Genomic DNA, 26,441 nt, shown 5'->3' with positions numbered 1-26,441 from the left:
TAAAATCGGAAGTGCTCCTGGAGCTGCAGTTGCAAAAAAATGGTTGGGTAGGATTTTATATGAGCAAAGGATATAATGTAACCGGAAAGCATGTTGCTACTAAATACAAAATAAAATAGCTATAGCTATTTAGGCCAGAGGTGAAATTGTGTACAATAAAGTTAAAGAACTAAAAAAAAAGCACCCATATATTTTTATCATACTATTAATGACTTTTTCCAGTTTTATTGGTATTTCAATAGAATATATAGTAAATAGAAACTTTATTGGTGGATCACTATACACTGCTATTGCACTCACTTTAATTGAAATTTTTAGATTTAGTAGAGATAATAAAGAAAAAAATTAACTTTTCTTTATTATCTCAAATTTCCAGTACAGATTGGTATGAAATGAACAAAAGACCGTTACTGGAAAAAATGGCAGTTTTTTTGTCCTTATTTATAAAAAAAGATTAAGACGAGAAAATTAAATCTGTAGATATATCGAGAGTAACACATACTTCGACTGGGTAAAATCACCTCTCTTTCCAATTCTTTTAATTTTTTTAGTGTTGCATTCTCTATGTATTCATTACGTGCCTTCAAAGCCGTATTTTCAGTTCGTATTCTTTTTTTTATTATTTTTAACTTTTCATTGTATACACCTTATCTTCTGGAGTACAATTCCTAATTTTTTCCCCTTTCAGTATACTTTATTATCCAATTTCTGATAGTTTCATATGAGGAACATTATATTTTCAAGCTGATTGGTTGATGGCTATTCTTGCTTTAAGATATTCTCGAATAAAAGCGTTTTGAATTCTTTATTGATTTTTTCGAACCTTTAATTTAATTCCCAAAAGGTTGAGTCCGCTAATAATGTGTCGTATTCTTCACTTCACTTTTTAGAAATTATCCCTTCCCAGTGTACATTAAATATATTTTCAGAATTTTTAATGGTTTATTTACTGTTAAAACGCAAAAAAAGTCTTCCTGAAGTAATTTAATTTATTAATATCTATACTTAGGGGATTATAGTGCGTTGTGACTGGCTTTTTTGCTTTTATGTTACAAGAATAGCAAAAACAGTTTGACCTTTATTGACCATTGGAGTAGAATAAACTTATAGAAACTTATTCAAATGATTCTTGAGAATGAGTGTGATACAATCTTATGGAAACACATTAGAGGAGGAATACTTCATGAACTTAGTACCTACAGTTATTGAACAATCATCAAGAGGAGAACGTGCTTATGATATTTATTCACGTTTATTAAAAGACCGTATTATCATGTTGAGCGGCCCGATAGATGACAACGTAGCAAATTCAGTTATTGCACAGTTGCTCTTTTTAGATGCTCAAGATCCAGAAAAAGATATCTACATTTACATCAACTCTCCAGGTGGTAGTGTAACAGCAGGTTTTGCTATTTACGATACAATGAACTTTATCAAAGCGGATGTTCAAACGATCGCAATGGGAATGGCTGCTTCAATGGGAAGTTTCTTGTTAGCTGCTGGAACAAAAGGCAAACGTTTTGCTTTACCAAATGCAGAAATCATGATTCACCAACCATTAGGTGGAGCGCAAGGACAAGCAACAGAAATCGAAATCGCTGCTCGTCATATTTTGAAAACGCGTGAACGCTTAAATAAAATTTTGTCTGATAAAACTGGACAACCGATCGAAGTTATCGAACGCGACACAGACCGTGATAACTACATGTCAGCTCAAGATGCAAAAGAGTATGGCTTGATCGATGAAGTAATGGAAAACAACACTGAATTACCAAATAAATAATTTTTGCAAAAGACTTCCTGCTCAAAGCAGGAAGTCTTTTTTCTTCTATAAGACTCATAGCATAAGGATGGGAGTTGTCTTGAACGGCATTGGTTTTCATTTGAAGAATTAGGAGGTATACTAATAAGTAACATTAAGAGGAGGTACGATATGGATACGAGTAATATGAACGCAGATAAAGTTAATTTAACATATGGTTTTAAAATTGGGGCCGAAAGTGCGCCTGTCAAGGTGATTGAGTTTATCAACTTGGCTTGCCCTTATTGTAAAAAGTGGTACTTTGATACCAAAGATCTATTAAATGAGTATGTACAAGAAGGGAAAGTTCAACGTGTTATCAAACTTTTCGATAAAGAGAAACCAAGTTTAAAAAGAGGGAATGTCCTTCATCATCACTTGGATTATAAAAAACCAGAAGAAGCTTTGATGGAGATCGATTACTTATTAGCGCATCAAAATGAGTGGGGAATGTTGGGAAGTCATGAAGAGATTGCTGAGTACGCGGTCGAAAAGCGTGGATTGACTCATCAACCGAACGAGATTGAGATCAACGGTATCCTCAATGAAACTAAAGAAGCAAATGTCTTTTTTGTTCCTTCTGTCTTTATTGGAGACAATATTTTTGATGAAAACATTTCATTAGAAGAGCTGAAGAGTATAATCGATTCTGAATACGAAAAAAATAAATAGGGTTGTTTTAATCGTTGTTTAGTAACAACTTTGACAAAAAGCAAGAGGGAGTTTGGTTTTTTATAGGCTTTTTACGCAGAGTTTAACTCCCTCGGTGATGCTTTTCGACAAGGTTTAGCCATACATGAAAAAACAAACTCATTTGTTCGATGGAAACCAATGAATTAATAGGTTGCATGTTGCGGCTAGAATTGGTAGAATAGATGCTGTAAGAGATCAAACAGGCTGTAAGGTACTGTGAAAATGTAGAAATAAGCGTATGATTTAAAATCAATTGTCTTTTTCCATTTTAATCTCTTTGTTTTTTTCGACAACGAGGGTCGCTAAACGGCTTACGTGGACAAAAAACGACCCAGTAAGAAAGAGGTGGCTCATGGAAGAGGTTCTGTCTGTGATAGAAAAAGTGGCTCCTGACGTAATGGACACTCTGAAAGAGAGACACCAAATTTTAAGAAACATCTATTTGTTAGGACCAATAGGAAGACGTATCTTAGCAGATAAAGTGGGTATTTCAGAAAGAAGCTTACGAACAGAAGTGGATGTTTTAAAAAAACAACATTTAGTGCACTCTACTAAATCCGGTATGTTGCTGACACCCGTGGGAGAAGAAGTCTATCGTTCTTTCGACCAATTAATGGGACAACAGCTGGGCATGGGAAATCGTGAGAAAAACTTAGCTGCCTATTTCCAGATCGAGCAATGCATCATCGTTCCCGGAAATTTGGACAAACAATCTAGAGTCATTGCTGATTTAAGCAGAGCGACTTATGAAACATTGGATTTTTTGCTTCCAGATGGAAAGAATATCGTTGCTGTAATGGGTGGGACAACTATGGCTGCAGTAGCCAATCGCTTTGATGAAAATCTGTCAAGAAACCGTGAATTGTTTTTTGTTCCGGCTCGAGGCGGTTTAGGAGAGTCTGTTGAAATACAAGCGAACTCTATTAGTGCTAAATTAGCCGAAGCAACTGGCGGAAAGAATCAAGCGTTGTACGTACCAGAGCAAGTAGGGAAAGAAACATATGGGTTTTTGTTAAAAGAACCTAGCGTAAAAAAAACGTTAGATTTGATAAAAAAAGCAAATTGTGTAATCTATAGTATAGGAGACGCAAATCATATGGCACAGCGACGAGGACTTGATAATGAGATACTCGCGTTGCTTGAAGATAACGCTGCGGTTGCAGAGTCTTTCGGAGAGTTTTATAATGCAGAAGGTGAAGTGGTGTATAAAATCCCGCGCATCGGTATGCAATCCAGCAAGTTGACAACGATACCTAGTGTAATCATTGTAGCTGCCGGAGAATCGAAAGCAGAAGCGATCAAAGCTTATATGAAAAACGCACCGTCTCAAACGTGGTTGATCACGGATGAAGGTGCCGCTAACCAGATTTTAAAAGGGATAACCCTTTAAAATAAATAAATTTTCGATTTTCTAAAGGAGGAAATCTAGTTATGTCAGTAAAAGTAGGTATTAATGGTTTCGGACGTATTGGTCGTCTAGCATTCCGTCGTATTCAAGAATTAGAAGGTATTGAAGTGGTTGCGGTTAACGACTTAACAGATCCAAAAATGTTAGCTCACTTATTAAAATATGATACAACTCAAGGACGTTTCAATGGAGACGTTGAAGTTAAAGATGGTGCATTTACAGTTAACGGTAAAGACGTTAAAGTATTAAGCAACCGTAACCCAGAAGAACTTCCATGGGGAGAACTTGGAGTTGAAATCGTATTAGAATGTACTGGTTTCTTCACTACTCAAGAAAAAGCTGAATTACACATCAAAGCAGGAGCTAAAAAAGTTGTTATCTCTGCACCAGCAACTGGTGACATGAAAACAATCGTTTACAATGTAAACCACGAAACTCTTGACGGTTCTGAAACAGTTATTTCAGGTGCTTCTTGTACTACTAACTGTTTAGCTCCTATGGCTCAAGTACTAAATGATAAATTTGGTATTGAATTAGGATTAATGACAACTATCCACGCTTACACAGGTGACCAAAATACATTAGATGCTCCACATCCAAAAGGCGACTTCCGTCGTGCTCGTGCTGCAGCAGCTAACATTATCCCTAATACAACTGGTGCTGCTAAAGCAATCGGTGAAGTATTACCAGAATTAAAAGGTAAATTAGATGGAGCTGCACAACGTGTTCCTGTTGCTGCTGGTTCTTTAACTGAATTACAATCTGTATTAAAAACTAAAGTTACTGCTGAAGAAGTAGATGCAGCAATGAAAGCAGCAGCTAACGAATCTTACGGATATACTGAAGATGCAATCGTTTCTTCTGATATCTTAGGAATGTCATATGGTTCATTATACGATGCAACTCAAACAAAAGTTATCACTGTTGGTGACAAACAAATTGTTAAAACTGTTGCTTGGTATGATAACGAAATGTCATACACTTCTCAATTGATTCGTACTTTAGAATACTTTGCAAAACTGTAATTTAACGAATAACAATTAGTTGTTAGGAGTATAAAATTACAATGATAAGCGGGGAAGCGACGCGCTTCTCCGCTTTTTTCATTGGTAAAGCATGTAAGTAAAGGATATCGAGGAGGATTTTAATATGGCAAAAAAAGCTGTTACAGATATGGATTTAAAAGATAAAGTTGTCTTAGAACGTGCCGATTTTAACGTTCCTATGAAAGACGGAAAAATCACTAACGATAACCGTATTCAAGCTGCACTTCCAACAATCAATTACATTTTGGAACAAGGCGGAAAATTGGTTCTTTTCTCTCATTTAGGAAAAATCAAAACTGAAGAAGACAAAGCTGATAAATCTTTAAAACCAGTTGCAGAACGTTTAAGTGAATTATTAGGAAAAGAAGTAACATTTGTTCCTGTAACTCGCGGAAAAGAATTAGAAGACGCTATTGCTGCTATGCAATCAGGTGATGTTCTAATGGTTGAAAACACTCGTTTTGAAGATTTAGATGGTAAAAAAGAAAGCAAAAACGATCCTGAACTTGGTAAATACTGGGCAAGCTTAGGTGATGTATTTGTTAACGATGCATTCGGAACAGCACACCGTTCTCATGCTTCTAACGTTGGGATCGCTTCTCACTTAGAAACAGCTGCTGGTTACCTAATGGACAATGAAATCAAATTTATCGGTGGTGCTGTAGATAATCCTAAACGTCCATTTGTGGCTATTTTAGGTGGAGCTAAAGTTAGTGATAAGATTGGTGTTATTGAAAACTTATTAGAAAAAGCAGATAAAGTATTGATTGGTGGAGGTATGGCATATACTTTCTACGCAGCTCAAGGCATCCAAATTGGTAAATCATTAGTTGAAGAGGACAAAATCGAATTAGCTAAAGAATTGCTTGCAAAAGCTGGAGACAAATTAGTCTTGCCAATCGATAACGTTACGGCTAAAGAATTCAGCAATGACGTACCGACAGAAGTTCATGAAGGACCAGTTCCTGAAGATCAAATGGGATTAGATATCGGTCCTAAAACAATTGAACTGTTCAAAGAAGCTTTAGAAGGCGCTCAAACGGTTGTATGGAACGGTCCAATGGGCGTGTTTGAAATGTCTAACTTTGCGAATGGAACAATTGGTGTATGTAAGGCATTAGCTGAATTAGAAAATGCTATCACTATTATCGGTGGTGGAGATTCTGCAGCAGCTGCTCAACAATTGGGATATGCTGATCAATTTACACATATTTCAACAGGTGGTGGAGCTTCATTAGAATATTTAGAAGGAAAAGAATTGCCAGGATTGGCAGCTATTTCTGATAAATAATCTTTAAAGTTATTATCGAAATAAAATAAATGAAAGAAGGTTTTATCATGCGTAAACCTATTATTGCTGGAAACTGGAAAATGAATAAAACTGCTTCTGAAGCACGCGAATTTGTAGAAGAAGTTAAAGGCAAAATCCCTTCTTCTGACGTAGTAGACTCTGTTGTAGGAGCTCCAGCACTATTCTTACAAGACTTAGTAAAAGCTGCTGAAGGAACAGATTTAAAAATCGCTGCTCAAAACTGCTACTTTGAAGAAGAAGGAGCATTTACAGGAGAAGTAAGTCCTAAAGCTTTAAGCGATATTGGAGTAAGCTATGTTATCATCGGTCACTCTGAACGTCGTGAAATCTTCCATGAAACAGATGAAGAAATCAATAAAAAAGCACATGCTATTTTCAAAAATGGTATGATCCCTATCTTCTGTTGTGGAGAAACTTTGGAACAACGTGAAGCTGGACAAACTAACGAATTAGTTAGCGACCAAGTTAAAGCTGGTTTGAAAGGCTTAACTGAAGGCCAAGTCAGCGAAATCGTTATTGCTTATGAACCAATCTGGGCGATCGGTACTGGTAAAACAGCTACTTCCGAAGAAGCAAACGAAACAATCTCTGTAATTCGTGAAACTGTAGCAAAAGAATTCTCACGTTCAGCTGCTGATGCAGTACGTATTCAATATGGTGGAAGTGTTAAACCAGCTAACATTGCTGAGTTAATGGAACAACCAGATGTTGATGGAGCATTAGTTGGAGGAGCAAGTCTAGAAGCAGATTCTTTCCTAGCACTATTGGAGGCTAATAAATAATGAGTAAATCACCAGTAGCTATCATCATTTTAGATGGTTTCGGTTGTCGTAAAGAAACTATGGGTAATGCAGTAGCTCAAGCGAAAAAACCTAATTTTGATCGCTATATGGCAACTTATCCACATGCTACTCTGAAAGCATCAGGGTTAGATGTTGGATTGCCAGAAGGACAAATGGGGAACTCAGAAGTTGGTCATACAAATATCGGCGCTGGCCGTATCGTATACCAGAGTTTAACTCGAATCGACAAAGCTATTGCAGAAGGTGAGTTTCAACAAAACGAAGTGTTGAACAGCACGATGAAACAAGCTGTTGAAATGAATTCTAGTCTTCACTTGTTTGGTTTATTATCAGACGGTGGAGTTCACAGTCATATCAATCACTTGATCTCTTTGATCAAAACAGCTAAAGAAAAAGGAGTTCCAAACGTATATGTTCATGCATTTTTGGATGGTCGTGATGTTGCTCCTGATTCTGGATTAGGCTACGTTGAGCAATTAGAAAAAGAAATGAAAGAAATCGGCATGGGTGAAATAGCAACTATTTCAGGTCGTTTCTATGCTATGGACCGTGACAAACGTTGGGAACGTGTGGAAAAAGCGTACAATGCTATCTTCCATGGTAAAGGCGACTTTGCCGACTCAGCGATTGACGCAGTAAAAAATAGCTATGCAGTAGGCAAAATGGATGAGTTTGTTGCTCCTACAGTGATCCTTAAAAATGGAAAACCTGTGGCAACTGTTGAAGATAATGATGCTATCATCTTCTTTAACTTCCGTCCAGACCGTGCTATCCAATTATCAAACGCTGTAACCAATGATGAGTGGGAATTCTTTGACCGTGGAACTCGTCCTAATAACATTAAATTAGTGACGATGACACTTTACAATCCAAGCATCAAAGCAGAAGTTGCTTTCCCGCCTATCGCATTGAAAAATGTATTAGGAGAAGTGTTGTCTCAACACGGACTGCAACAGTTGCGTATTGCTGAAACTGAAAAATATCCTCACGTTACTTTCTTTATGAATGGTGGACGTAATGAGGAATTTGAAGGAGAAAGCCGAATCTTGATTCCTTCTCCTAAAGTTGAAACATACGATTTAAAACCAGAAATGAGTGCGTATGAAGTTACAGATGCATTAGTTGCAGATATCAAAGCAGATAAACATGATGCAATCATCTTAAACTTTGCAAACCCTGATATGGTTGGTCATTCCGGAATGTTAGAACCAACTATCAAGGCTATTGAAGCAGTAGATGAAAACTTGGGACGTGTCGTTGATGCCATCATAGAAAAAGGCGGTTCTGCTGTTATTTTCGCTGATCACGGAAATGCAGATACAATGACAACGCCAACTGGAGAGCCTCATACAGCTCATACAACAGTACCAGTACCAGTAATCGTAACGAAAAAAGGCGTAACATTACGTGAGGACGGCCGTCTTGCTGATGTTGCACCAACAATGTTAGATTTACTAAACATTGAAAAACCAGCTGAAATGACTGGTGAATCATTGATTATTAAAAACTAAAAAGCAACAGGAGACAAAATGTTTCTAGTTGCAAAGCTAATCAAAATTAACTAAACTGAATTTGGGCAAACAAAGCGTCCAAGTTCCAATTTGATAAACTCAAAGGAGAGAAAACAAATGCCATACATTACAGATATTTTAGCAAGAGAAGTTTTAGATTCACGCGGTAACCCAACTATTGAAGTTGAAGTTTACACAGAAAGTGGCGCTTTTGGTCGCGGAATGGTTCCTTCAGGAGCTTCAACTGGAGAACATGAAGCAATTGAACTACGTGACGGAGACAATGACCGTTATTTAGGTAAAGGTGTTCAAAAAGCTGTAGATAACGTAAACAACATTATCTCAGAAGCAATCATCGGATTCGATGTGCGTGATCAAATGGCTATCGATAAAGCTATGATCGACTTAGATGGTACTCCAAACAAAGCTAAATTAGGAGCTAACGCTATTTTAGGTGTTTCTATTGCTGTTGCTCGTGCAGCTGCTGACTACCTAGATGTACCTTTATTCCAATATTTAGGTGGATTCAACACTAAAGTATTGCCAACACCAATGATGAACATCATCAACGGCGGATCTCACTCTGATGCTCCAATCGCATTCCAAGAGTTCATGATCTTACCTGTTGGAGCTCCAACATTCAAAGAAGCATTACGTTGGGGAGCTGAAATCTTCCACGCATTGAAATCAATCTTGAAATCTCGTGGTTTAGAAACATCTGTTGGAGATGAAGGTGGATTCGCACCTCGTTTCGAAGGTACTGAAGATGGAGTAGAAACTATCCTTGAAGCAATCAAAAAAGTTGGTTTAGAACCAGGTAAAGATGTATACCTAGGATTCGACTGTGCTTCTTCAGAATTCTACGAAGACGGCGTTTACAACTACGCTAAATTCGAAGGTGAAAACGGAGCTAAACGTACTGCTTCTGAACAAGTAGACTACTTGGAAGAATTAGTTAACAAATACCCAATCATCTCTATTGAAGATGGTATGGACGAAAATGACTGGGATGGTTGGAAACTATTGACTGAACGCTTAGGCGATAAAGTTCAATTAGTTGGTGACGACTTGTTCGTTACAAACACTGAAATCTTGTCTAAAGGTATCAAACAAGAAATCGGTAACTCAATCTTGATCAAAGTTAACCAAATCGGTACTTTAACAGAAACATTTGACGCTATCGAAATGGCTAAAAAAGCTGGTTACACTGCTGTAATCTCTCACCGTTCTGGTGAAACTGAAGATTCAACAATTGCTGATATCTCAGTAGCTACAAACGCTGGTCAAATCAAAACTGGTTCATTAAGCCGTACTGACCGTATCGCTAAATACAACCAATTGTTACGTATCGAAGACCAATTAGGCGACTTAGCTGTATACGAAGGTTTACAAGCTTTCTACAACCTAAAAAACAAATAATTTAATTCTTAGATGAACTAAAGAAAATTTAGTTCATGATATTGAATAAATTTCAAAGCCATCATTTCTACTGCAGTAAAGTAGAAATGATGGCTTTTTTTTATTCAATAAGATAAAAGTAGACGAGTTAGAATGCATGCATGATAGGGAAAAGATTGATAGAATTTAAATAAATCATGTGTGAAAAACGATAGGAGAGGAGAATGGGAAGATATGTCTGATAAAAAATGGTGGGAAGAAGCGATTATTTATCAAATTTATCCAAGAAGTTTTCAAGACACGAATGAAGACGGTGTAGGAGATATTGAAGGGATCTTGCAGCGATTAGATTATGTACAATCTTTAGGTGTGAATACATTATGGATCAATCCGTTGGCGTTGTCTCCTCAAGGTGATAACGGATATGATGTCATAGATTACAAAAAAATCGATCCTTTGTTTGGGGAACAAAGTGATGGTAAGAAATTGATTGATGAAGTTCATACACGTGGGATGAAATTGATCTATGATTTTCCTCTTCACCATACCTCTACCGAACACCCATGGTTCAAAGAAGCCATAAAGGGGAAAGACAACCCGTATCGGGATTATTACATCTGGGCAGATGCTCCAGAAGGAAAGCCTCATCCAACGAATTGGACAGCTGAACTTGGCAATTCTGTCTGGACGAAAGAAGAAAACGGCAATCAGTTTTATTTGCATTTGTTTAAGGAAAGTATGGCAGATCTAAATTGGGACAATCCCAATTTGCGTGAAGAAATGTTGAATATTTTAGATTATTTAATCGGGAAAGGGATCGATGGATTTCGCTGTGATGCGTTTATTTATATGTCTGTAGATAAAAGTTTTCCGGATCATCCTGATAAGGAAGGTCCTGGAACAGAAATGGTGGAGTACGGGGAAAGATTGATCGAGTACTTGAATGAAATAAAAACGAGGATCAAAGCTAGAAACGAAGATATTCTGGTGATCGGAGAAGCCACCAGTGCGACTGCTGATATCACGAAGAAATATACCAAACCAGAAACTGATCGAGTGGATAAAATCATTACGCTCACTCATTTTCCTGAAGATACCAGTCAGATAGAGGACAAACTACCGAAAGAATTGCAATGGGCTCCTCTTGATTTGAAGGAGTTTAAACAAATACAAAATGAATTTCAAGAAAAAACTCCATATACTGGCGGACCGATATTGTATTGGAATAACCATGATGAGCCCAGACATCAGCACAAATACGGCAATACAAAGGAATACCGAGATAACAGCCAAATGATGACGGCTGCTTTGCTGTATTTGCAAAAAGGAATACCAATCATTTATTATGGAGAGGAAATCGGAATGTTGAATTTCGAATATACTGACCCAGAACAAATGAATGATCAAGAAGCTTTGTCCTTTTATAAGGAAGCAGAAAAACTAGGTTGGAATCATGATAAAATCATGCACAGCTTAAACTTAACATCACGAGATACATCTAGAGGAATCATGCAATGGGATGATAGTAAGAAAGTTGGGTTCACTAAAAACGCGGCTCCTTGGACTCTCTACAATCAAGAAGAGATATACAACGTGAAAGATCAGCAAGAAAATCCAAATAGTATTTTGAACTTTTATAAACAGTTGATTTCTTTGAAAAAAACACCACTTTTCACGCAAGGCGATTATCAGATGCAGGAAACAAAAGATCATTTAGTTGTCTATGAACGAAAGTTGGCAGATCAAAAAGGCTGGGTCTACTGCAATTTTTCAGAAAATGAAGAAAAAATAGAGCTAAGCAAAGAATGTTCCAATGCAAAAGTCGTTCTAACGAACAGCAACAATAAAACAGAAAATACGCTAATGACTTTAAGCCCGTATGGAACGATGGTTTTGGTAAAATAAGTGTGAGGAAAAAAGATTGATAGAACGATAAAAACATGAATCTCTTCTAGTAATTTTGAACGAGGTATGTTAAAGTGAATGGTAGAAGAAAAGCTAGACGGGAGGGCAATGAAGTTGTACAATACACTTTTAATTGCTGAATTGATCGTATCTGTGTTACTGATTATTATTGTTGCCATGCAGCCAAGCAAAACAAACAGTGCTTCCAGTGCCTTAAGTGGAGGAGCAGAACAATTATTTGGAAAACAAAAAAAACGCGGTTTTGAAGCTGTGCTACAGCGTATTACATCGGTCTTAGGAACGTTGTTCATCGTATTAGCTATCGTATTGGCTTATTTATCCGCAAATTAAATACTTTAAAAAGCTGCCGAATCATTAGGGCGGCTTTTTTTATATACACACATAATAAAGTAACTGATATCCGTTCTTTTCATTGTGTATTGATAGGAAAATACTAAAATTTCGAGTAAAATATAAGTAACAGGGAAAAACAGGAGGCATTACATGAAAGACAGATCATTTTATTTTAAATCTGGAAAAAAAGCCGTTTTATTATTCCATGCCTACAGCAGTACACCTAATGACGTACGTATGTTAGGTCGTGCTTTAGAAAGAGAAAATTATACCGTATACAGTCCGACATTCAGTGGACATGGAACCCATGACTTGGAAGATATTTTAGAAGTATCTCCTATAGACTGGGTAAATGATGCTAAAAAAGCTCTTCAGTTTTTGAAAGACGAAGGACACCAAGAAGTAGCAGCTTTTGGATTGTCATTGGGCGGTATCGTTGCCACAAAATTGATGTTGGATGAAGACTTATTGGCTAGCGGGACGTTCAGTTCACCAGCTATCAATAATGATACTACTAACGTCAGAAAAGAATTTTTAGATTTTATGATCGCTAAAAAATATAAGAACGGGGATTCAAAAGAGACCGTTCAGCAACGTCTTCCAGAATTGGAAGAAAAGTTGGATAAGCAATTAGCTGGTATCCGAAACTTAGTAGATGACATGGCGCCTCAGTATAGAACAGTTGAAAAGCCTGTTTTTATTGCTCAAGGTGGTAAAGATGAATTGATCAACAGCAAAATTGCTTATGAATTGAAAGAGGCTTTTGCTAACGCGGAGGTTGAGTTACATTGGTATGAAAATAGTCCTCACTCGGTGACGGTAGGACCAGATCGCAAAGAATTGGAAAAAGATGTATTGAACTTCCTAACTGAATTACAGTGGAACGGGGGATAAACTATGACAAGCAAAGAAGTACTCAAACAAGCTATTCTTGTATATATGAATGAAAACAAAACTATCTCCTTTGAGATCAAAGATTTGAGTGAAGGGTTAAATAAAACCAGCGCTAAAGATTTCAAAGAATTGGTTACAACGGTAGCAGAGATGGAACGAGAAGGATTAGTTTTTCTGACACGCAGCGGCAAATTGAAATTGCCGAAAGAAGATCCTGTATTATCTGGTATCTTTAGAGCCAGCGATCGTGGATTTGGATTTGTGTCAATTGAAGATGAAGAACAAGATCTTTATATCCCGCCAAACAAGACTCAATTTGCATTGGATGGGGATAAAGTAACGGTAGATGTGACTCATCCAGCAGAACCTTGGAACGATAAAGGACCTGAGGGGAAAATCACCGCTATATTAGAACGGAATTTGACACAGTTAGTGGGAGAGTTCTGGGCTTATGACGATGAAGGTATCGAAGAGACAGGATTATACGGCTATATTGATCCGCGAGATAAGAAACTCTCAGATTACAGAGTCTTTATTAAAGCTGAAGGAGTCAAGCCGGTTGATGGTTCAGTTGCTGTTGTTGAGATCACGCACTACCCAGATCGCGAATATCCAAGAAGTATGCAAGGTATTGTTAAAAAAGTGATCGGACATAAAAATGATCCAGGTGTAGACATCTTATCGATCGTCTATGATAATGGGATCCCAACTGAATTCTCAGAAGCTGCTTTAAAACAAGCTGATGAGGTTCCAGATAAAATAACGGATAAAGATTTAGAAGGCCGAATTGATTTACGAGATGAGGTCGTTGTAACTATTGATAGCGCAGATGCTAAAGACTTAGATGATGCGGTAACCGTTCGTCGACTTGAAAATGGCAATTACCACTTAGGAGTCCACATCGCTGATGTATCTTACTACGTGACAGAAGACAGTCCATTAGATGGAGATGCATTTGAAAGAGCAACGAGTGTCTACTTGACAGATCGAGTGATACCTATGCTGCCGCAACGCTTGTCAAACGGTATTTGTTCATTACATCCAAATGTAGACCGTTTGACGATGAGTTGTGAAATGGAATTGAATCCACAAGGAGAGATAGTCGACCACCGTATTTTTCAAAGTGTGATTCGTTCTTACCGCCGTATGACATATTCGGATGTTAATGCGATGTTGACAGATAAAGATCCAGAAGTACGCGAGAAGCATGCTGATATATTAGATATGTTCGAATTAATGGAAGAGTTGCACCACATACTTGAGAATCGCCGCATTCATAGAGGTGCCATTGATTTTGATACAACGGAAGCTAAAATCGTTGTGGACGAATCTGGTCATCCATTAGACGTGGTCGTACGTGAAAGAGGCGTTGGGGAACGCTTGATTGAATCCTTTATGTTGGCAGCCAATGAAACAGTTTCTGAACATTACTCAAATATGAAAGTTCCATTGATCTACCGTGTGCATGAGCAGCCGGATAGTGATCGCATGCAGCGATTTATGGAGTTTGTGACAGCTTTTGGGATTACGATGAGAGGTTCTAGTTCGAACGTAACTCCAGTTGCTTTACAAAAAGTTATCAATCAAGTGAAAGACAAACCTGAAGAAGCTGTTATCTCTACTATGATGTTGCGGAGTATGAAACAAGCGAAGTATGATGTAGAACCTTTAGGACATTATGGTCTAGGTGCTCAATACTATTCTCACTTTACTTCTCCAATCCGTCGTTACCCAGATTTGATTTTACATCGCTTGATTCGCGCTTATGAACAAAATGGTACTGGTCAAGAAGAAAAGCAAAAATGGGAAGGTCTGTTGACAGATATTGCGGAGCAAAGTTCGAAGATGGAACGCCGAGCAGTAGATGCAGAACGCGAAACAGATTCTATGAAAAAAGCCGAATTCATGGCAGATAAAGTAGGAGAAGTTTATGAAGGTGTAATTGGTTCAGTTGTGAAATTTGGTTTATTCGTAGAATTGCCGAATACAGTTGAAGGATTAGTACACATTTCTAACATGAAAAATGATTACTTCAACTTCATTCCTGAACAATTGATGCTGATTGGAGAACGTACTGGTGTTGTATACAAAATTGGACAAAAAGTAAAAATAAAAGTGACAAAAGCTGATCCAGAGTTGCGAGAAATCGACTTTGAATTAATCCCAGATCCGAATTTAGAAGTCAAAGCAGATGAAAACTCTCTTAAAAAAGGCAAACGAAAAGGACGAAATGACAAGCGCCCTTCAAGAGGTTCTTCAACGAAAGATGGCAAAGGTTCTGCTGAAAAAGGGAAAAAACATTCCGGAAGCAAACCTAAAAAAGCTAAACCTTTCTATAAAGACGTTGCTAAGAAGACCGGGAAGAAAAAAAGAAAAAAATGAGTGAAGGAGGCTAAGACTTATGCCAAAAGGCAGCGGTAAAGTTCTTGCCCAAAATAGAAAAGCAAGTCATGATTATTCTATTATCGATACGATTGAAGCTGGAATCGTCCTTAAAGGAACAGAAATCAAATCGATTCGAGCTGGTCGGATAAACTTAAAAGATGGATATGCTACTATTCGAAATGGAGAGATTTTCCTGCAAAACGTGCATATCAGTCCATACGAACAAGGAAATGTCTTCAATCATGATCCTGTAAGAACACGTAAATTATTGATGCATAAAAAACAAATCGCTCGTTTGGTTGGAGAAACAAAATCCAGCGGCTATACTCTTATTCCTTTAAAAGTTTACATCAAAGACGGTTACGCAAAAGTGTTGATCGGTCTGGGTAAAGGGAAGAAGAAATACGATAAGCGAGAAGATTTGAAACGAAAAGACCAAAAACGAGAAATCGATAGAGCGATGAAAGCTCGTTAGTTTGATTTGAAAAATCCAACAGGTAAAGAGAAATCTTTTAACTGTTGGATTTTTGGTATTCAACTTCTAAAATAATGGAATAAATCAACTAACAGATAGGGGTTTAGATTAGTTATGGAGGAATGACATGAACTTAGATCAAGCATTAGAATATGTTTTAAAAGGTGAAGCACTTTTGTTTTTAGGTGCCGGCTTTTCTAAAGGAGCTGTCAACAGCAATCATGAGCAAGTCAAAGATGCGAAAGAACTGTCCCAAAAATTATTTGAAGAAATGAACATGGCATATGATCCTGAAAAGAGTTTAAATGTTATTTCAGAATATTTTCAGAAAAAAGAAGGTAGAGCTCGTTTATTGGAATTGTTAAGAGATGAATATTCTATCAAAGAAGTGACCGAGACGCATAAAACCATTATGAAGTATAATTGGAAAAGAATTTATACCACTAATTATGATGATGCAGCAGAGCAAGCTTCTATTGAAAACGGTGTTTATAGAATTCCAGTAACATTGAGCAATAAGTTGGATCAAACAAAGGATAGACGGGAAATCGTGATTCATTTGAACGGATTTATTGAAGATATGGTAGAAGACACGCTGAATAAAGAAGTGAAATTGACAAAAGTCAGTTACGCATTGGAGTCTTTAGAAGAAAATCAATGGGCGACGGTACTCAAAAAAGATATTGAGGAAGCGAAAGTGATTATTTTTATTGGTTATTCCCTCACCTATGATATCGATCTCCAAAGAATCATTATCAAGAATAGCGACAATCGAGATAAGATATTTTTCATTAACGGAGAAGTAGATGAAATAGAAAGAGTCGTCATTGAGCAGTATGGGAACATCGAACCTTTATATTCTGAAGACTTAGCTCAGTTATTAGTCAAAAAAGAAAGAGAGATGAAGTCTTCGGGCTGAACAGGTGAGGCCTAAAAATCATCAGCCCGCCTTTTTTGAAAACGGTATCATTTTTATGTATGCTGAAAGAAAGAACACAGAAGGGAATGGTTCAGCATGCAGAGCAGTTTCAAAAGAGTTTTGACAGGAATCTTGTTTATAGGAGCGGCAGTATCAGTCGGATGCGGGAATAATGAATCAGATACATCCAGAGGTAATGGAACAAATTCAGGCGAGGAAGTTTTAACCGTATCGATTGAAGAAAACTATTCAGATTATTTTGAAGCGATCAAAGGGGATTTTGAAGGAGAGCATGGAGTGGCTGTTGAGTTCGTATTCAGGGAGCAATTAGAGCAAGCTGAGGCGCTGCCGTTGGATGGTCCAGCAGATATCGGTCCAGATGTAATGATGATCCCATATGACCGTATTGGACAATTGGCACAGCAAGGACATCTTGCAACAGTCACGATTCCTGATGATGGAAGGTTCAATGACAGAGACATTCAGCAAGTAACAGTAGATGATCAGATTTATGGTATGCCTTACTTATTAGAAACGTTAGTACTTTACTACAATAAGGATTTACTCGATACTGAACCAACCTCTTTTGAAGATTTGGAAGCTTTGATGGAAGACGAGCAATACGGTTTTGAAGTTGAAAGTGGAACGAATACCGGATTTTTAGCCAATTGGCTTGATTTCTATTATTCTTATGGTCTGTTTGCCGGCTATGGCGGATATATATTTGGAGATGACCGGGCCGATCCATCCGATATTGGGTTGAATAATGATGGGTCTGTCGAGGCTTTGAACTATTTGACAGAATGGTATGCTAAATGGCCGCAAGGAATGCTGGATGAAGGAACTGTAGGCGATTTCGTAGATCAATCTTTCATTGACGAGAAGACAGCTGCTGTGATCAATGGTCCATGGGGAGCAGCCAACTATGAGGAAGGCGGAGTGAATTTTGGAGTAACGACGATTCCTACATTGCCTAACGATGAAAACTATCAACCATTTGCTGGAGGCAGAGGTTGGGTGATCAGCAATTATGCTAAAGATGTCGACCTTTCGCAAGCGTGGTTGGAATACATCACGACTAATGAGAACCAAGTGGAATTTTATGAAACGGTCCAACAAATACCAGCTAATATAGAAACAAGAAAAGTATTGTTGGAAGAAGGTACAGAAGTTGAAGCAGCAGTTGTTGAGCAGTATGAAAATGCCAATCCTATGCCAAACATTCCTCAAACAACCGAGGTGTGGGATAATGCTAAAAATATGATTTTTGACACTGTATCAGGAAACAAATCAGCGGAGCAATCTGCTGATGATGCGGTTGAAGTCATTCAACAGTTGATTGAACAAAAATACGAATAACCGAAAAAGCACTCTTAAAAGTCGACATCTTTTAAGAGTGCTTTTTGGTTTAAAGAACACAATGTTGTACTATTTTCAGAAAAATGGTAGGGTAGTAAAAATAATAAAAACAGAATGGTTGAAATCAGCACTCTTTAAGGCGCCTTTAAAAGCAGAATTGGTAGAGGTGAAAGAAGGTTGCTCGATAAATGAACACAGAGCATGATTTGGACATAATGCTTGTCATGACGTTTTGAAATCATCCATTTAGTTGTAGTTGCTGAGTCCGTTTGAATTGATGCTGAAAAACTACGCAGGTAGTTTTTTTATTTTTACCTTCATGAAATAGAATTGACCATGCTATACTAATTGGTATAGGTTTTAAGGAAGGAGATGTTGAGATGGAAATGAAAAATAAGTATTTAACGATGCTAGCTAAAGAATATCCAACGATTGGTGCAACCACTTCAGAAATCATCAACTTAGAAGCTATCATGAACTTGCCAAAAGCTACAGAACATTTTGTCAGTGACATCCATGGAGAATACGATGCCTTTCAACATGTCTTAAGAAATGGTTCAGGCAATATCAAAGAAAAAATTGGAGAAATATTTACGGATCGACTAACACAAAAAGAAATGAATGCACTAGCTACGGTTATCTACTATCCGGAAGAAAAGACGGAAGATATTGTAGAGTCTTTTGAAACCCAAGAAGAAGTACATGAGTGGTACCGTATCACTATTTCTCGTTTGATTGAATTGTGCCGTTTTGTCGGTTCTAAATATACACAATCCAAAGTGCGAAAAGCGATGCCGGAAGAATTCTCTTATATCACAGAAGAATTATTGTTCAAAGACGGCACATTTACGAATAAAGATGAATATTATAGTGAAATTATTGACAGCATCATCTCATTAGATAGAGGAAAAGAATATGTTGCGGCTTTGGCCTACTTGATTCAGCGGCTAGTCGTTGATCATTTGCATGTAGTAGGGGATATTTATGACCGGGGTCCTTATCCTGATAAAATCATAGATACGTTGATCCGTCATCATTCTGTTGATATCCAATGGGGAAACCATGATATCTTATGGATGGGAGCTGCTTCTGGTTCAGAAGTGTGTATGGCAAATGTAATCCGGATTTCTGCTCGATACAATAATCTGGATATTTTAGAAGAGAGTTATGGGATCTCGTTGCGTTATTTGTCTAATTTTGCTGAAGCAACGTATACGGGAGATCCTGATAGTTGTTTTGCGCCTAAGATCCACCCTGAAGACAGTATTCTAAAAGAAGAAATCATTCAAAATACGAAGATTCATCAAGCTATTGCGATTATTCAGTTCAAGCTGGAAGCAGCTATTATTGAAAGACATCCAGAATTTCAAATGTCGCATCGCTTGCTGTTGAATCAGATCGATTACGAAAAAGGCACAATTACTATCAAAGGAAAAGAATATCCTTTACTCAGCAATCAATTCCCGACAATTGATCCTAGTGACCCATACACGTTGACGGAGGAAGAAAAAACGATTGTCGCAAAATTGAAAGAAGGCTTTAAAAATAGCGGAAAACTGCAAAAACACATTTCTTATTTGATCAATAAAGGCAGTATGTATTTGACGTACAATGATAATTTGTTGTTCCACGGATGCATTCCACTAAACGAAGACGGCAGCTTTATGGGAATGGAAATTAGAGGAAAGTACGTCTATGGAAAATCGCTCTTGGATAAGTTTGAAGATGCCGTGAGAAAAGGTTTTTTATATCAAAATAGGACAAACAATAGTAAGTATTTAGATCTTGTTTGGTACTTGTGGACAGGACCTGTTTCTTCATTATTTGGAAAAGATCAGATGACAACTTTTGAACGCTATTATGTAGAAGACAAAACGTGTCACGAAGAAAAGAAAAATGCTTACTACCGGATGCGGAATGAAGTTGAAACATGCGAGAAGATATTGGCTGAATTTGGATTAGATCCAGCAAAAGGTCACATCATCAATGGTCATACTCCTGTCAAAGAAAAAAGAGGGGAAGACCCGATCAAAGCAGATGGCAGAATGTTGGTGATCGATGGAGGGTTTTCAAAAGCTTATCAAGGAACGACTGGTTTAGCAGGTTATACCTTGCTGTACAATTCATTTGGAATGGTATTGGTTTCGCACCAGCCTTTTACTTCTCCACAAGAAGCCATCGAAAATGAAATCGATATTGTGTCGACAAGACGAGTGGTAGACAAAGAATTGGAACGCAAAAAAGTAAAAGAAACAGACATTGGTCTGAAACTACAAAGCCAAGTATGTGATTTGAAAGAATTGTTAGAAGCTTACCGAAATGGCGATATCCCCGAAAACGGGAATACTTCATTCATTTAAAGATCAATGACTCCAAAAGTTGTCCATTGGATAAACTTTTGGAGTCATTGTTTATTTACAAAGATAAAACCTCTTTTTCATTAACTTACTAAGAGTTTCTGTTACAATAAATAAATACAGTATAGTACTAGAAAAGAAGTGGAGGAGAAAGAATGAATAAAGGATGTACATTTTATTTCGTTCGACATGGTCAAACGTATTTTAATCATTACCGCAAGATACAAGGATGGAGCAATACTCCATTGACTGAAGAAGGAGCCGAGGATGTTTACCGTAGTGCTAGAGGTTTAGCGGATGTGAAGTTCGACGCGGTCTACACGAGCGATCTAAGCAGAACGGTTCAAACAGCCAGCATTATTTTAGAAGAAAATAAGCACGCCGATGAGTTGACTATTGAAATGATGCCGGAATTCAGAGAAGTATTTTTTGGTTCATTTGAAGGAGAAGACGTGGATAAAGCTTGGGCTGCAATCAATAAAGAATTAAATTATCCGTCTGTTGCAGAGATGTATGCCCAATCCAGTATCCCTGAACGAATGAATGCGACAAAAAAAGCAGACCCTCATAATGATGCAGAGGACTTTTTGACTTTTTGGACAAGGATCGAAGAAGGGCTGATGAAACTAATCAGTAAACACCGCGATACTGGCGAAAAAATTCTTGTAGTAGCTCATGGCAATACCATTCGCTATTTATTGAATAACCTAGTAGCTGAGTTGGAAAATCCGCAACCCTTATTGAATGCCAGCGTTTCAGTAGCTACTTATCGCGATGGAGCGTATCATTTAGAAAAATACAATGAAGTAAAACATTTTAAAGACATCGAATAAAAATCATCTGTTAAATGAGACAATGGAGGAAATAGAGTGAAACCAAAAGGCTTAGTATTTTTTGATTTGGATGGAACGTTGTTGAATGCTACATCAGAGTTGGATAAAGAAATTAGTGAAGCATTGGAAAATATGAAACAAAATGGAATCATTCCTTTTGTGGCTACAGGAAGAAGTCCCTTGGAGATCCAACATGTTTTAGAAAATAGTCCAATCGACTCTTTCATCACATTAAATGGACAGTATATCGTTTATGAAGGAAAAGAAGTCTACCGTAGTGTGATCCCTCAACCTTTAATGAAAGAATTAAAGGAAGCTGCGGACGAACATGACTTCCCGTTATCCATGTATACGCACAACAAAATTCGAACGACTAAAGATTCTCAAACAATGGTTACAGCTTATAAAAATATTCATACAAATCCACCGAAAGTGGACGAGGATTTTCATTTGAAGGAAGAGGTTTTGATGGCATTGATCATAAACGATGATGCTGGTTATGATAATCATTTCTGTGAACGATTTCCAGAGTTGTCTTTTTACCGAAACACTCCTTATAGTGTAGACACCATCATCAAAAACAATTCGAAAGCCACAGGAATCAAAGAGTTGGAAAAGCTGCTTGGATTGGAAAATATTCCTACGTATGCTTTTGGAGATGGTCCGAATGATAAAGAAATGATTCAGTATGCTGACTATGGCATCGCTATGCAAAATGGTGTTGATGAAGTAAAAGAAGTTGCTGATTATGTAACCTCTGCAAGCAATGTAGACGGTGGAATCCTTGAAGGCTTAAAGAAATTCCAATTGATTTAAAAGATAAAAACGGGGCTGGGAAATAACTTCCAGCTCCTTTATTTTTACGAATATTGGGTTCGTAAAGTGGACGATGGGCTGCCTTTTTTCCCACGCTCACTTTTTGATGCGTGTACCTTTAATTTGCTGAAAGTTTCTCCGACCTGTTCAGTAATCGTCAAATCAATTTTTACATCTTTTATCTTTAAGGGCGATTGATTGATTACTACTACTTTTTTCCTGTGAAATGACGAATCATTGTTTTTGCTGGATATACAAACAGGGAAGTCCCAGCAATAATCAACAAGTCTGAGACAGCAATCAATTCTTTGGCTCGATCTAGAACACCTGGTTTTAAATTCTCGCCAAATATAATCACATCTGCACGAATGATGCCATTATCAATAGGGCAGCGGGGAACATGATTGTGATCTTTAGGGATCTCACTGTACGGATATTCCCGGCCGCATTCCATGCAGCTCCCCCACTAATTTACTGCCGGCTTTTTGGTGCAAGCCATCGGCATTTTGAGTGATGATACGTATGTCTTTTCCCTGTTTCTCCAACTCAGCCAAAAATCGATGACCGGTATTGGATTCAGGAACAAATTGCTTAGCGTTAATATCTCTAGGTTTGAAAAATTCTTGGGGATTTTCCAGCATGAAACATTTGCTCATATGTATTTTGAGATACAATTGTTTTTCTTCCATTTTTGTATAAGTACCTTCTTGTGAACGGTAATCGGGAAGACCGCTTTCAGTGGAAACACCGGCGCCACCGAAAAAAGCTATATCTTCGGCTTAATCAATGTATTACTGAAGCTGCTCTATTTTATTTTCCAACACATATACTCCTATAGTCTTTGCTGTTAGTTTAAGGGGAGCAGATAATTGATTTGCATAAAAAGTATTTGTTTTGAATCAAAGGAATCTAGTTTGCTTTGTTTCTGTAAATTTGTCCATTACCCATAAAAAAAAGCTTGTAAATACTGATTTAACAGTTTTTACAAGCTTTCTGTAATTATGGAGACGAGGGGAGTCGAACCCCTGTCCAAACATAACGACACTTAGACTTCTACGTTTATAGTTATGCTATTAAGGTTTCGCTCAGTATTAGCCACACAACCGGCATCATACGTTGCTAGTCTGATGATCTCTTCTAAAACTTCCAGACGGAAAGATTTAGCGTATCCCACTGATTATAGGACCCTTGCTCGAGTACATGGGCGATACCGAGAGGATCTACACTAGCTGGTTTTACGCAGCTAAAGCGTAAGTGTTATTATTGTTTTTAGCAGTTATATTTAACTGGTAACGTTTTAACGTAGCCGTAACCTACGAAACGCAATCCAAGCTCGACCTATGCCTGTCGAATCCGTAACGCCCCCGAAATAAAAGGGAGTACAGACTTAGTACGTAAAGTACTATAATAGTCATCTATCTAACTCTGAATACAGTATAGCACATTTGCTTATAAAAAGAAAGTTTGTTCGCTCAAAAAAACAAAAGTTCTGAGAGGTAAATATACATTTTCATCAGAACTTTTGTTAAAAAATCACAACCATTGTTGGTTTACTTTAATATAAATATTTTTGATTAACTGAGTGGTCAGGATATACAAGACCACAATAATAACCATCCATTTCCAATAGGAAGCAGGCAAAGCAACAAAATCAAAGAACGTGCCCAGAGAACTTCCTGGAATCCAAACAGCAGCTGTCACAACAGCCAGTGTAGAAAGAATCACGCTCAGACTGGCATTGCTTTGGATAAAAGGAATCTTTTTGGTCCGAATGACATGAACGACAACAGTTTGTGTAATCAGTCCAATAACAAACCATCCGGAATGGAACAAGGCTGCATCTTGGGTCGTATTAGCTTGGAACACAAACCACATGAGAAGAAAAGTCAGGATATCAAAAATTGAACTGATGGGACCGATACTAAAGGTAAATTTTAATAGATCGGATGTTCCCCAATTGGCCGGCTTCATTAAATCTTCCGTATCCATTTTATCCCATGGGATAGTCAATTGTGCCACATCGTAAATTAGATTTTGTATTAGAAGTTGAATCGAGAGCATGGGTAAGAATGGCAAGAAAGCACTGGCGACCAGCACACTGAACACATTTCCAAAATTGGAACTGATCGTCATTTTGATGTATTTCATCATATTGCCGAAAACCGTCCGTCCTTCCAAAATACCATCTTCCAATACTGTTAAACTTTTCTCAAGCAAAATGATCGAACTAGCCTCTTTAGTGATATCAGCAGCTGTATCTACAGATATTCCAACATCAGCTGTTCGTAAAGCAGGTGCGTCATTGATTCCATCACCCATGAAACCGACAGTATGTTCTTTTCGTTGCAGTAAGGTAATGATTCTGGCTTTTTGAGAGGGGGACAATTTGGCAAATAAGTTCACTTCTTCGACAGCTGACATTAAATCTTCGTCGTTCATAGTTTCCAGTTCAGTACCAAGAATATAACGAGTAACTTCGATACCCACATCTTTACAGATTTTTTGTGCCACAACTTCATTATCTCCAGTCAATACCTTGACGTTTACACCATGTTCATGAAGAGAACGAATAGCAGTCACAGAAGATTGTTTTGGCGGATCCAAGAACCCCATAAAACCGACTAAAATCATGTCTGATTCATCTTCTATAGAATAAGTGGCAGACGAGTGGACATTTTTTTTATAGGCTACACCTAAGACTCGCATACCATCTTCATTCATACGAATACTGAGGTGTTCCATTTTAGCTTGCAGTTTTGTGGTTAAAGGAACGACTTTACCATCTAACTCTGCAAATTTACAAATAGACATCATTTCTTCCATAGCACCTTTAGTGATCATGAGATCTTCATTTTCAGTTTTGACCGCTACAGTTAACCGACGTCTTGAAAAGTCAAAAGGAATCTCATCTATTTTTTCAACTGCTTCTAGACGATCTTTTTCGCGGTGTTCATTCAAGTACTCAATGACTGCATGATCCATGACATTTTTCCATCCAGTTTGGTAATTAGAGTTCATATAAGCTAATTCTAAAACCCGATTGCTTTCTTCTCCGATACAATTTATATGGCGGATCAATACGACCTTGTCTTCAGTTATCGTGCCTGTTTTATCGGTACACAAAATATCCATGGCACCTAAGTTTTGTATAGCATTCAGTTCTTTGACGATCACTTTTTTCTTAGACATAGTGATAGCACCTTTAGCTAAGTTGCTTGTAACGATCATTGGCAGCATTTCCGGTGTCAAACCTACAGCAACGGCAATGGAGAAAAAGAAAGCTTCAGACCAGTCACCTTTTAATACCCCATTGATCAAAAAGACAGCAGGGACCATTACCAACATAAAACGAATTAATAATCGACTAATGTTTTTTACACCGTGATCAAAGCTTGTTTCCCCTCTAGAAGCTGATGACTGAGCAGCAATATCACCAAAAAGAGTTTCAGGACCTGTTTTTACGATGACGAGTTGTCCTTGTCCGCTTAAGACGTCTGTTCCCATAAACAGCAAGTTTTCTAAATCTAAAGCAGTTAAAGTGTCAGTCAATTGTTCATTTTTGTTGTGCACAGACTTTTCTACAGGAATAGACTCGCCTGTTAACGAAGATTGGTTGATAAATAAATCTTTCGCCCACACTAAGCGTGCATCTGCAGGAATCATATCCCCTGTTGATAAATGAACCACATCCCCAACTACAACCTCGTCTATTGGAATTTCTTTCTGTATCCCGTCTCTGGTCACTGAACAGGTTGTTTCAATGAGCTCTTTCAAATCCAGACTGGCTTTTTGTGAACGGTATTCTTGTACGAAATGGAGACCAGCACTAAATACAATCATTAAACCCATTACGATACTGGCTTCAATATCTTTAGTGGCGGCTGAAACGAGTAACAATAATGCCAAAACATAGATAAAAGGATCTTTAAAAGCTTGCAGAAATAAAATATAGACTGGAGTTGGTTTTTGAGAAGGAATTTCATTAAGGCCGTATTTTTCCAGCCTTTGTTCAGCTTCTTCAGTGGTTAAGCCTTTTGAAGTAGTGTTGAATTTCGTGTAAAAAGATTCTTCTGTTAAATAACTGATTTCTTTTAAGTGATTGTTTTTAGTTTTTTTTTCTGTATAAACAGAATTTTTTTTTTGATTCATCATGATATTTTCCTCCTTGGGTA

Annotated in this window: 19 protein-coding genes, 1 other RNA gene and 1 pseudogene; 18 read left to right on the top strand and 3 right to left on the bottom strand. The window is 37.6% G+C overall.

Annotation, left to right across the window (positions count from 1 at the left end):
* The first annotated feature begins 1,183 nt into the window (after positions 1 to 1,183).
* From clpP to ACE025_RS06700, 18 genes are all read left to right on the top strand, one after another.
* Positions 1,184 to 1,783 (top strand): ATP-dependent Clp endopeptidase proteolytic subunit ClpP, encoded by a 600-nt coding sequence (gene clpP / locus ACE025_RS06785; protein ID WP_485938753.1) that lies wholly within the window; start codon positions 1,184 to 1,186, stop codon positions 1,781 to 1,783.
* Between the two features lie 150 nt (positions 1,784 to 1,933).
* Complete coding sequence (locus ACE025_RS06780; protein WP_485938751.1) at positions 1,934 to 2,473, top strand: DsbA family protein; 540 nt, start codon at positions 1,934 to 1,936, stop codon at positions 2,471 to 2,473.
* A 373-nt stretch (positions 2,474 to 2,846) separates the two neighbouring features.
* A complete protein-coding gene (locus ACE025_RS06775) occupies positions 2,847 to 3,884 on the top strand; it encodes a sugar-binding transcriptional regulator (protein ID WP_485938749.1) in 1,038 nt (345 codons plus the stop codon).
* 41 nt (positions 3,885 to 3,925) lie between these two features.
* Positions 3,926 to 4,927, top strand: coding sequence for a type I glyceraldehyde-3-phosphate dehydrogenase (gene gap / locus ACE025_RS06770; RefSeq protein WP_230524476.1), 1,002 nt, complete (start codon positions 3,926 to 3,928; stop codon positions 4,925 to 4,927).
* Between the two features lie 124 nt (positions 4,928 to 5,051).
* Positions 5,052 to 6,239 (top strand): phosphoglycerate kinase, encoded by a 1,188-nt coding sequence (locus tag ACE025_RS06765; protein WP_485938747.1) that lies wholly within the window; start codon positions 5,052 to 5,054, stop codon positions 6,237 to 6,239.
* Between the two features lie 47 nt (positions 6,240 to 6,286).
* Positions 6,287 to 7,042: a triose-phosphate isomerase gene (gene tpiA / locus ACE025_RS06760; protein WP_485938757.1), complete on the top strand. Its 756-nt coding sequence runs from the start codon at positions 6,287 to 6,289 to the stop codon at positions 7,040 to 7,042.
* On the top strand, positions 7,042 to 8,574 hold the full coding sequence (gpmI, locus tag ACE025_RS06755; RefSeq protein WP_485938745.1) for a 2,3-bisphosphoglycerate-independent phosphoglycerate mutase: 1,533 nt from the start codon (positions 7,042 to 7,044) through the stop codon (positions 8,572 to 8,574). Before tpiA ends, gpmI begins: the two co-directional genes overlap by 1 nt.
* A 117-nt stretch (positions 8,575 to 8,691) precedes the next feature.
* Positions 8,692 to 9,993: a phosphopyruvate hydratase gene (gene eno, locus ACE025_RS06750; protein WP_485938743.1), complete on the top strand. Its 1,302-nt coding sequence runs from the start codon at positions 8,692 to 8,694 to the stop codon at positions 9,991 to 9,993.
* A 213-nt stretch (positions 9,994 to 10,206) separates the two neighbouring features.
* Complete coding sequence (locus tag ACE025_RS06745) at positions 10,207 to 11,877, top strand: alpha-amylase family glycosyl hydrolase (RefSeq protein ID WP_485938741.1); 1,671 nt, start codon at positions 10,207 to 10,209, stop codon at positions 11,875 to 11,877.
* A gap of 114 nt (positions 11,878 to 11,991) precedes the next feature.
* On the top strand, positions 11,992 to 12,228 hold the full coding sequence (gene secG, locus ACE025_RS06740) for a preprotein translocase subunit SecG (RefSeq protein WP_092480599.1): 237 nt from the start codon (positions 11,992 to 11,994) through the stop codon (positions 12,226 to 12,228).
* Between the two features lie 153 nt (positions 12,229 to 12,381).
* Positions 12,382 to 13,125, top strand: a complete 744-nt coding sequence (locus ACE025_RS06735) for an alpha/beta hydrolase (protein WP_485938739.1) — start codon at positions 12,382 to 12,384, stop codon at positions 13,123 to 13,125.
* Between the two features lie 3 nt (positions 13,126 to 13,128).
* On the top strand, positions 13,129 to 15,507 hold the full coding sequence (rnr, locus tag ACE025_RS06730) for a ribonuclease R (RefSeq protein WP_485938737.1): 2,379 nt from the start codon (positions 13,129 to 13,131) through the stop codon (positions 15,505 to 15,507).
* Between the two features lie 19 nt (positions 15,508 to 15,526).
* The gene (gene smpB, locus ACE025_RS06725; protein ID WP_092480602.1) at positions 15,527 to 15,985 is read left to right on the top strand and encodes an SsrA-binding protein SmpB; all 459 of its coding nucleotides are present in this window, start codon (positions 15,527 to 15,529) and stop codon (positions 15,983 to 15,985) included.
* A 127-nt stretch (positions 15,986 to 16,112) separates the two neighbouring features.
* Positions 16,113 to 16,904 (top strand): SIR2 family protein, encoded by a 792-nt coding sequence (locus ACE025_RS06720; protein WP_485938735.1) that lies wholly within the window; start codon positions 16,113 to 16,115, stop codon positions 16,902 to 16,904.
* A gap of 96 nt (positions 16,905 to 17,000) precedes the next feature.
* Positions 17,001 to 18,263, top strand: coding sequence for an extracellular solute-binding protein (locus ACE025_RS06715; RefSeq protein ID WP_485938733.1), 1,263 nt, complete (start codon positions 17,001 to 17,003; stop codon positions 18,261 to 18,263).
* 380 nt (positions 18,264 to 18,643) lie between these two features.
* On the top strand, positions 18,644 to 20,623 hold the full coding sequence (locus tag ACE025_RS06710) for a fructose-1,6-bisphosphatase (RefSeq protein WP_485938731.1): 1,980 nt from the start codon (positions 18,644 to 18,646) through the stop codon (positions 20,621 to 20,623).
* A 152-nt stretch (positions 20,624 to 20,775) separates the two neighbouring features.
* Positions 20,776 to 21,453 (top strand): histidine phosphatase family protein, encoded by a 678-nt coding sequence (locus ACE025_RS06705; protein WP_485938729.1) that lies wholly within the window; start codon positions 20,776 to 20,778, stop codon positions 21,451 to 21,453.
* A 36-nt stretch (positions 21,454 to 21,489) separates the two neighbouring features.
* Positions 21,490 to 22,269, top strand: coding sequence for a Cof-type HAD-IIB family hydrolase (locus ACE025_RS06700; RefSeq protein WP_485938727.1), 780 nt, complete (start codon positions 21,490 to 21,492; stop codon positions 22,267 to 22,269).
* A gap of 208 nt (positions 22,270 to 22,477) precedes the next feature.
* On the opposite strand, the pseudogene ACE025_RS06695 reads toward ACE025_RS06700, so the two are convergent.
* The 3 genes and pseudogenes from ACE025_RS06695 to mgtA all read right to left on the bottom strand — a co-directional run bounded on the left by ACE025_RS06695 (position 22,478) and on the right by mgtA (position 26,421).
* Positions 22,478 to 23,039 (bottom strand): annotated as a pseudogene (locus ACE025_RS06695) (Sir2 family NAD-dependent protein deacetylase).
* Positions 23,040 to 23,268: 229 nt separating this feature from the next.
* Positions 23,269 to 23,635: a transfer-messenger RNA gene (ssrA, locus tag ACE025_RS06690) on the bottom strand.
* A gap of 167 nt (positions 23,636 to 23,802) precedes the next feature.
* Positions 23,803 to 26,421: a magnesium-translocating P-type ATPase gene (gene mgtA / locus ACE025_RS06685; protein WP_485938725.1), complete on the bottom strand. Its 2,619-nt coding sequence runs from the start codon at positions 26,419 to 26,421 to the stop codon at positions 23,803 to 23,805.
* Positions 26,422 to 26,441 lie beyond the last annotated feature (20 nt).

This window comes from Desemzia sp. AGC72 (genome assembly GCF_057334175.1).
This window is presented reverse-complemented; position numbering and strand designations above follow the sequence as displayed.

Excerpts from the sequence above, each read along its gene's own strand:
- clpP (WP_485938753.1), top strand. The coding sequence starts at position 1,184 with ATGAACTTAGTACCTACAGTTATTGAACAATCATCAAGAGGAGAACGT.
- ACE025_RS06780 (WP_485938751.1), top strand. The coding sequence starts at position 1,934 with ATGGATACGAGTAATATGAACGCAGATAAAGTTAATTTAACATATGGT.
- ACE025_RS06775 (WP_485938749.1), top strand. The coding sequence starts at position 2,847 with ATGGAAGAGGTTCTGTCTGTGATAGAAAAAGTGGCTCCTGACGTAATG.
- gap (WP_230524476.1), top strand. The coding sequence starts at position 3,926 with ATGTCAGTAAAAGTAGGTATTAATGGTTTCGGACGTATTGGTCGTCTA.
- ACE025_RS06765 (WP_485938747.1), top strand. The coding sequence starts at position 5,052 with ATGGCAAAAAAAGCTGTTACAGATATGGATTTAAAAGATAAAGTTGTC.
- tpiA (WP_485938757.1), top strand. The coding sequence starts at position 6,287 with ATGCGTAAACCTATTATTGCTGGAAACTGGAAAATGAATAAAACTGCT.
- gpmI (WP_485938745.1), top strand. The coding sequence starts at position 7,042 with ATGAGTAAATCACCAGTAGCTATCATCATTTTAGATGGTTTCGGTTGT.
- eno (WP_485938743.1), top strand. The coding sequence starts at position 8,692 with ATGCCATACATTACAGATATTTTAGCAAGAGAAGTTTTAGATTCACGC.
- ACE025_RS06745 (WP_485938741.1), top strand. The coding sequence starts at position 10,207 with ATGTCTGATAAAAAATGGTGGGAAGAAGCGATTATTTATCAAATTTAT.
- ACE025_RS06735 (WP_485938739.1), top strand. The coding sequence starts at position 12,382 with ATGAAAGACAGATCATTTTATTTTAAATCTGGAAAAAAAGCCGTTTTA.
- rnr (WP_485938737.1), top strand. The coding sequence starts at position 13,129 with ATGACAAGCAAAGAAGTACTCAAACAAGCTATTCTTGTATATATGAAT.
- smpB (WP_092480602.1), top strand. The coding sequence starts at position 15,527 with ATGCCAAAAGGCAGCGGTAAAGTTCTTGCCCAAAATAGAAAAGCAAGT.
- ACE025_RS06720 (WP_485938735.1), top strand. The coding sequence starts at position 16,113 with ATGAACTTAGATCAAGCATTAGAATATGTTTTAAAAGGTGAAGCACTT.
- ACE025_RS06715 (WP_485938733.1), top strand. The coding sequence starts at position 17,001 with ATGCAGAGCAGTTTCAAAAGAGTTTTGACAGGAATCTTGTTTATAGGA.
- ACE025_RS06710 (WP_485938731.1), top strand. The coding sequence starts at position 18,644 with ATGGAAATGAAAAATAAGTATTTAACGATGCTAGCTAAAGAATATCCA.
- ACE025_RS06705 (WP_485938729.1), top strand. The coding sequence starts at position 20,776 with ATGAATAAAGGATGTACATTTTATTTCGTTCGACATGGTCAAACGTAT.
- mgtA (WP_485938725.1), bottom strand. The coding sequence starts at position 26,421 with ATGATGAATCAAAAAAAAAATTCTGTTTATACAGAAAAAAAAACTAAA.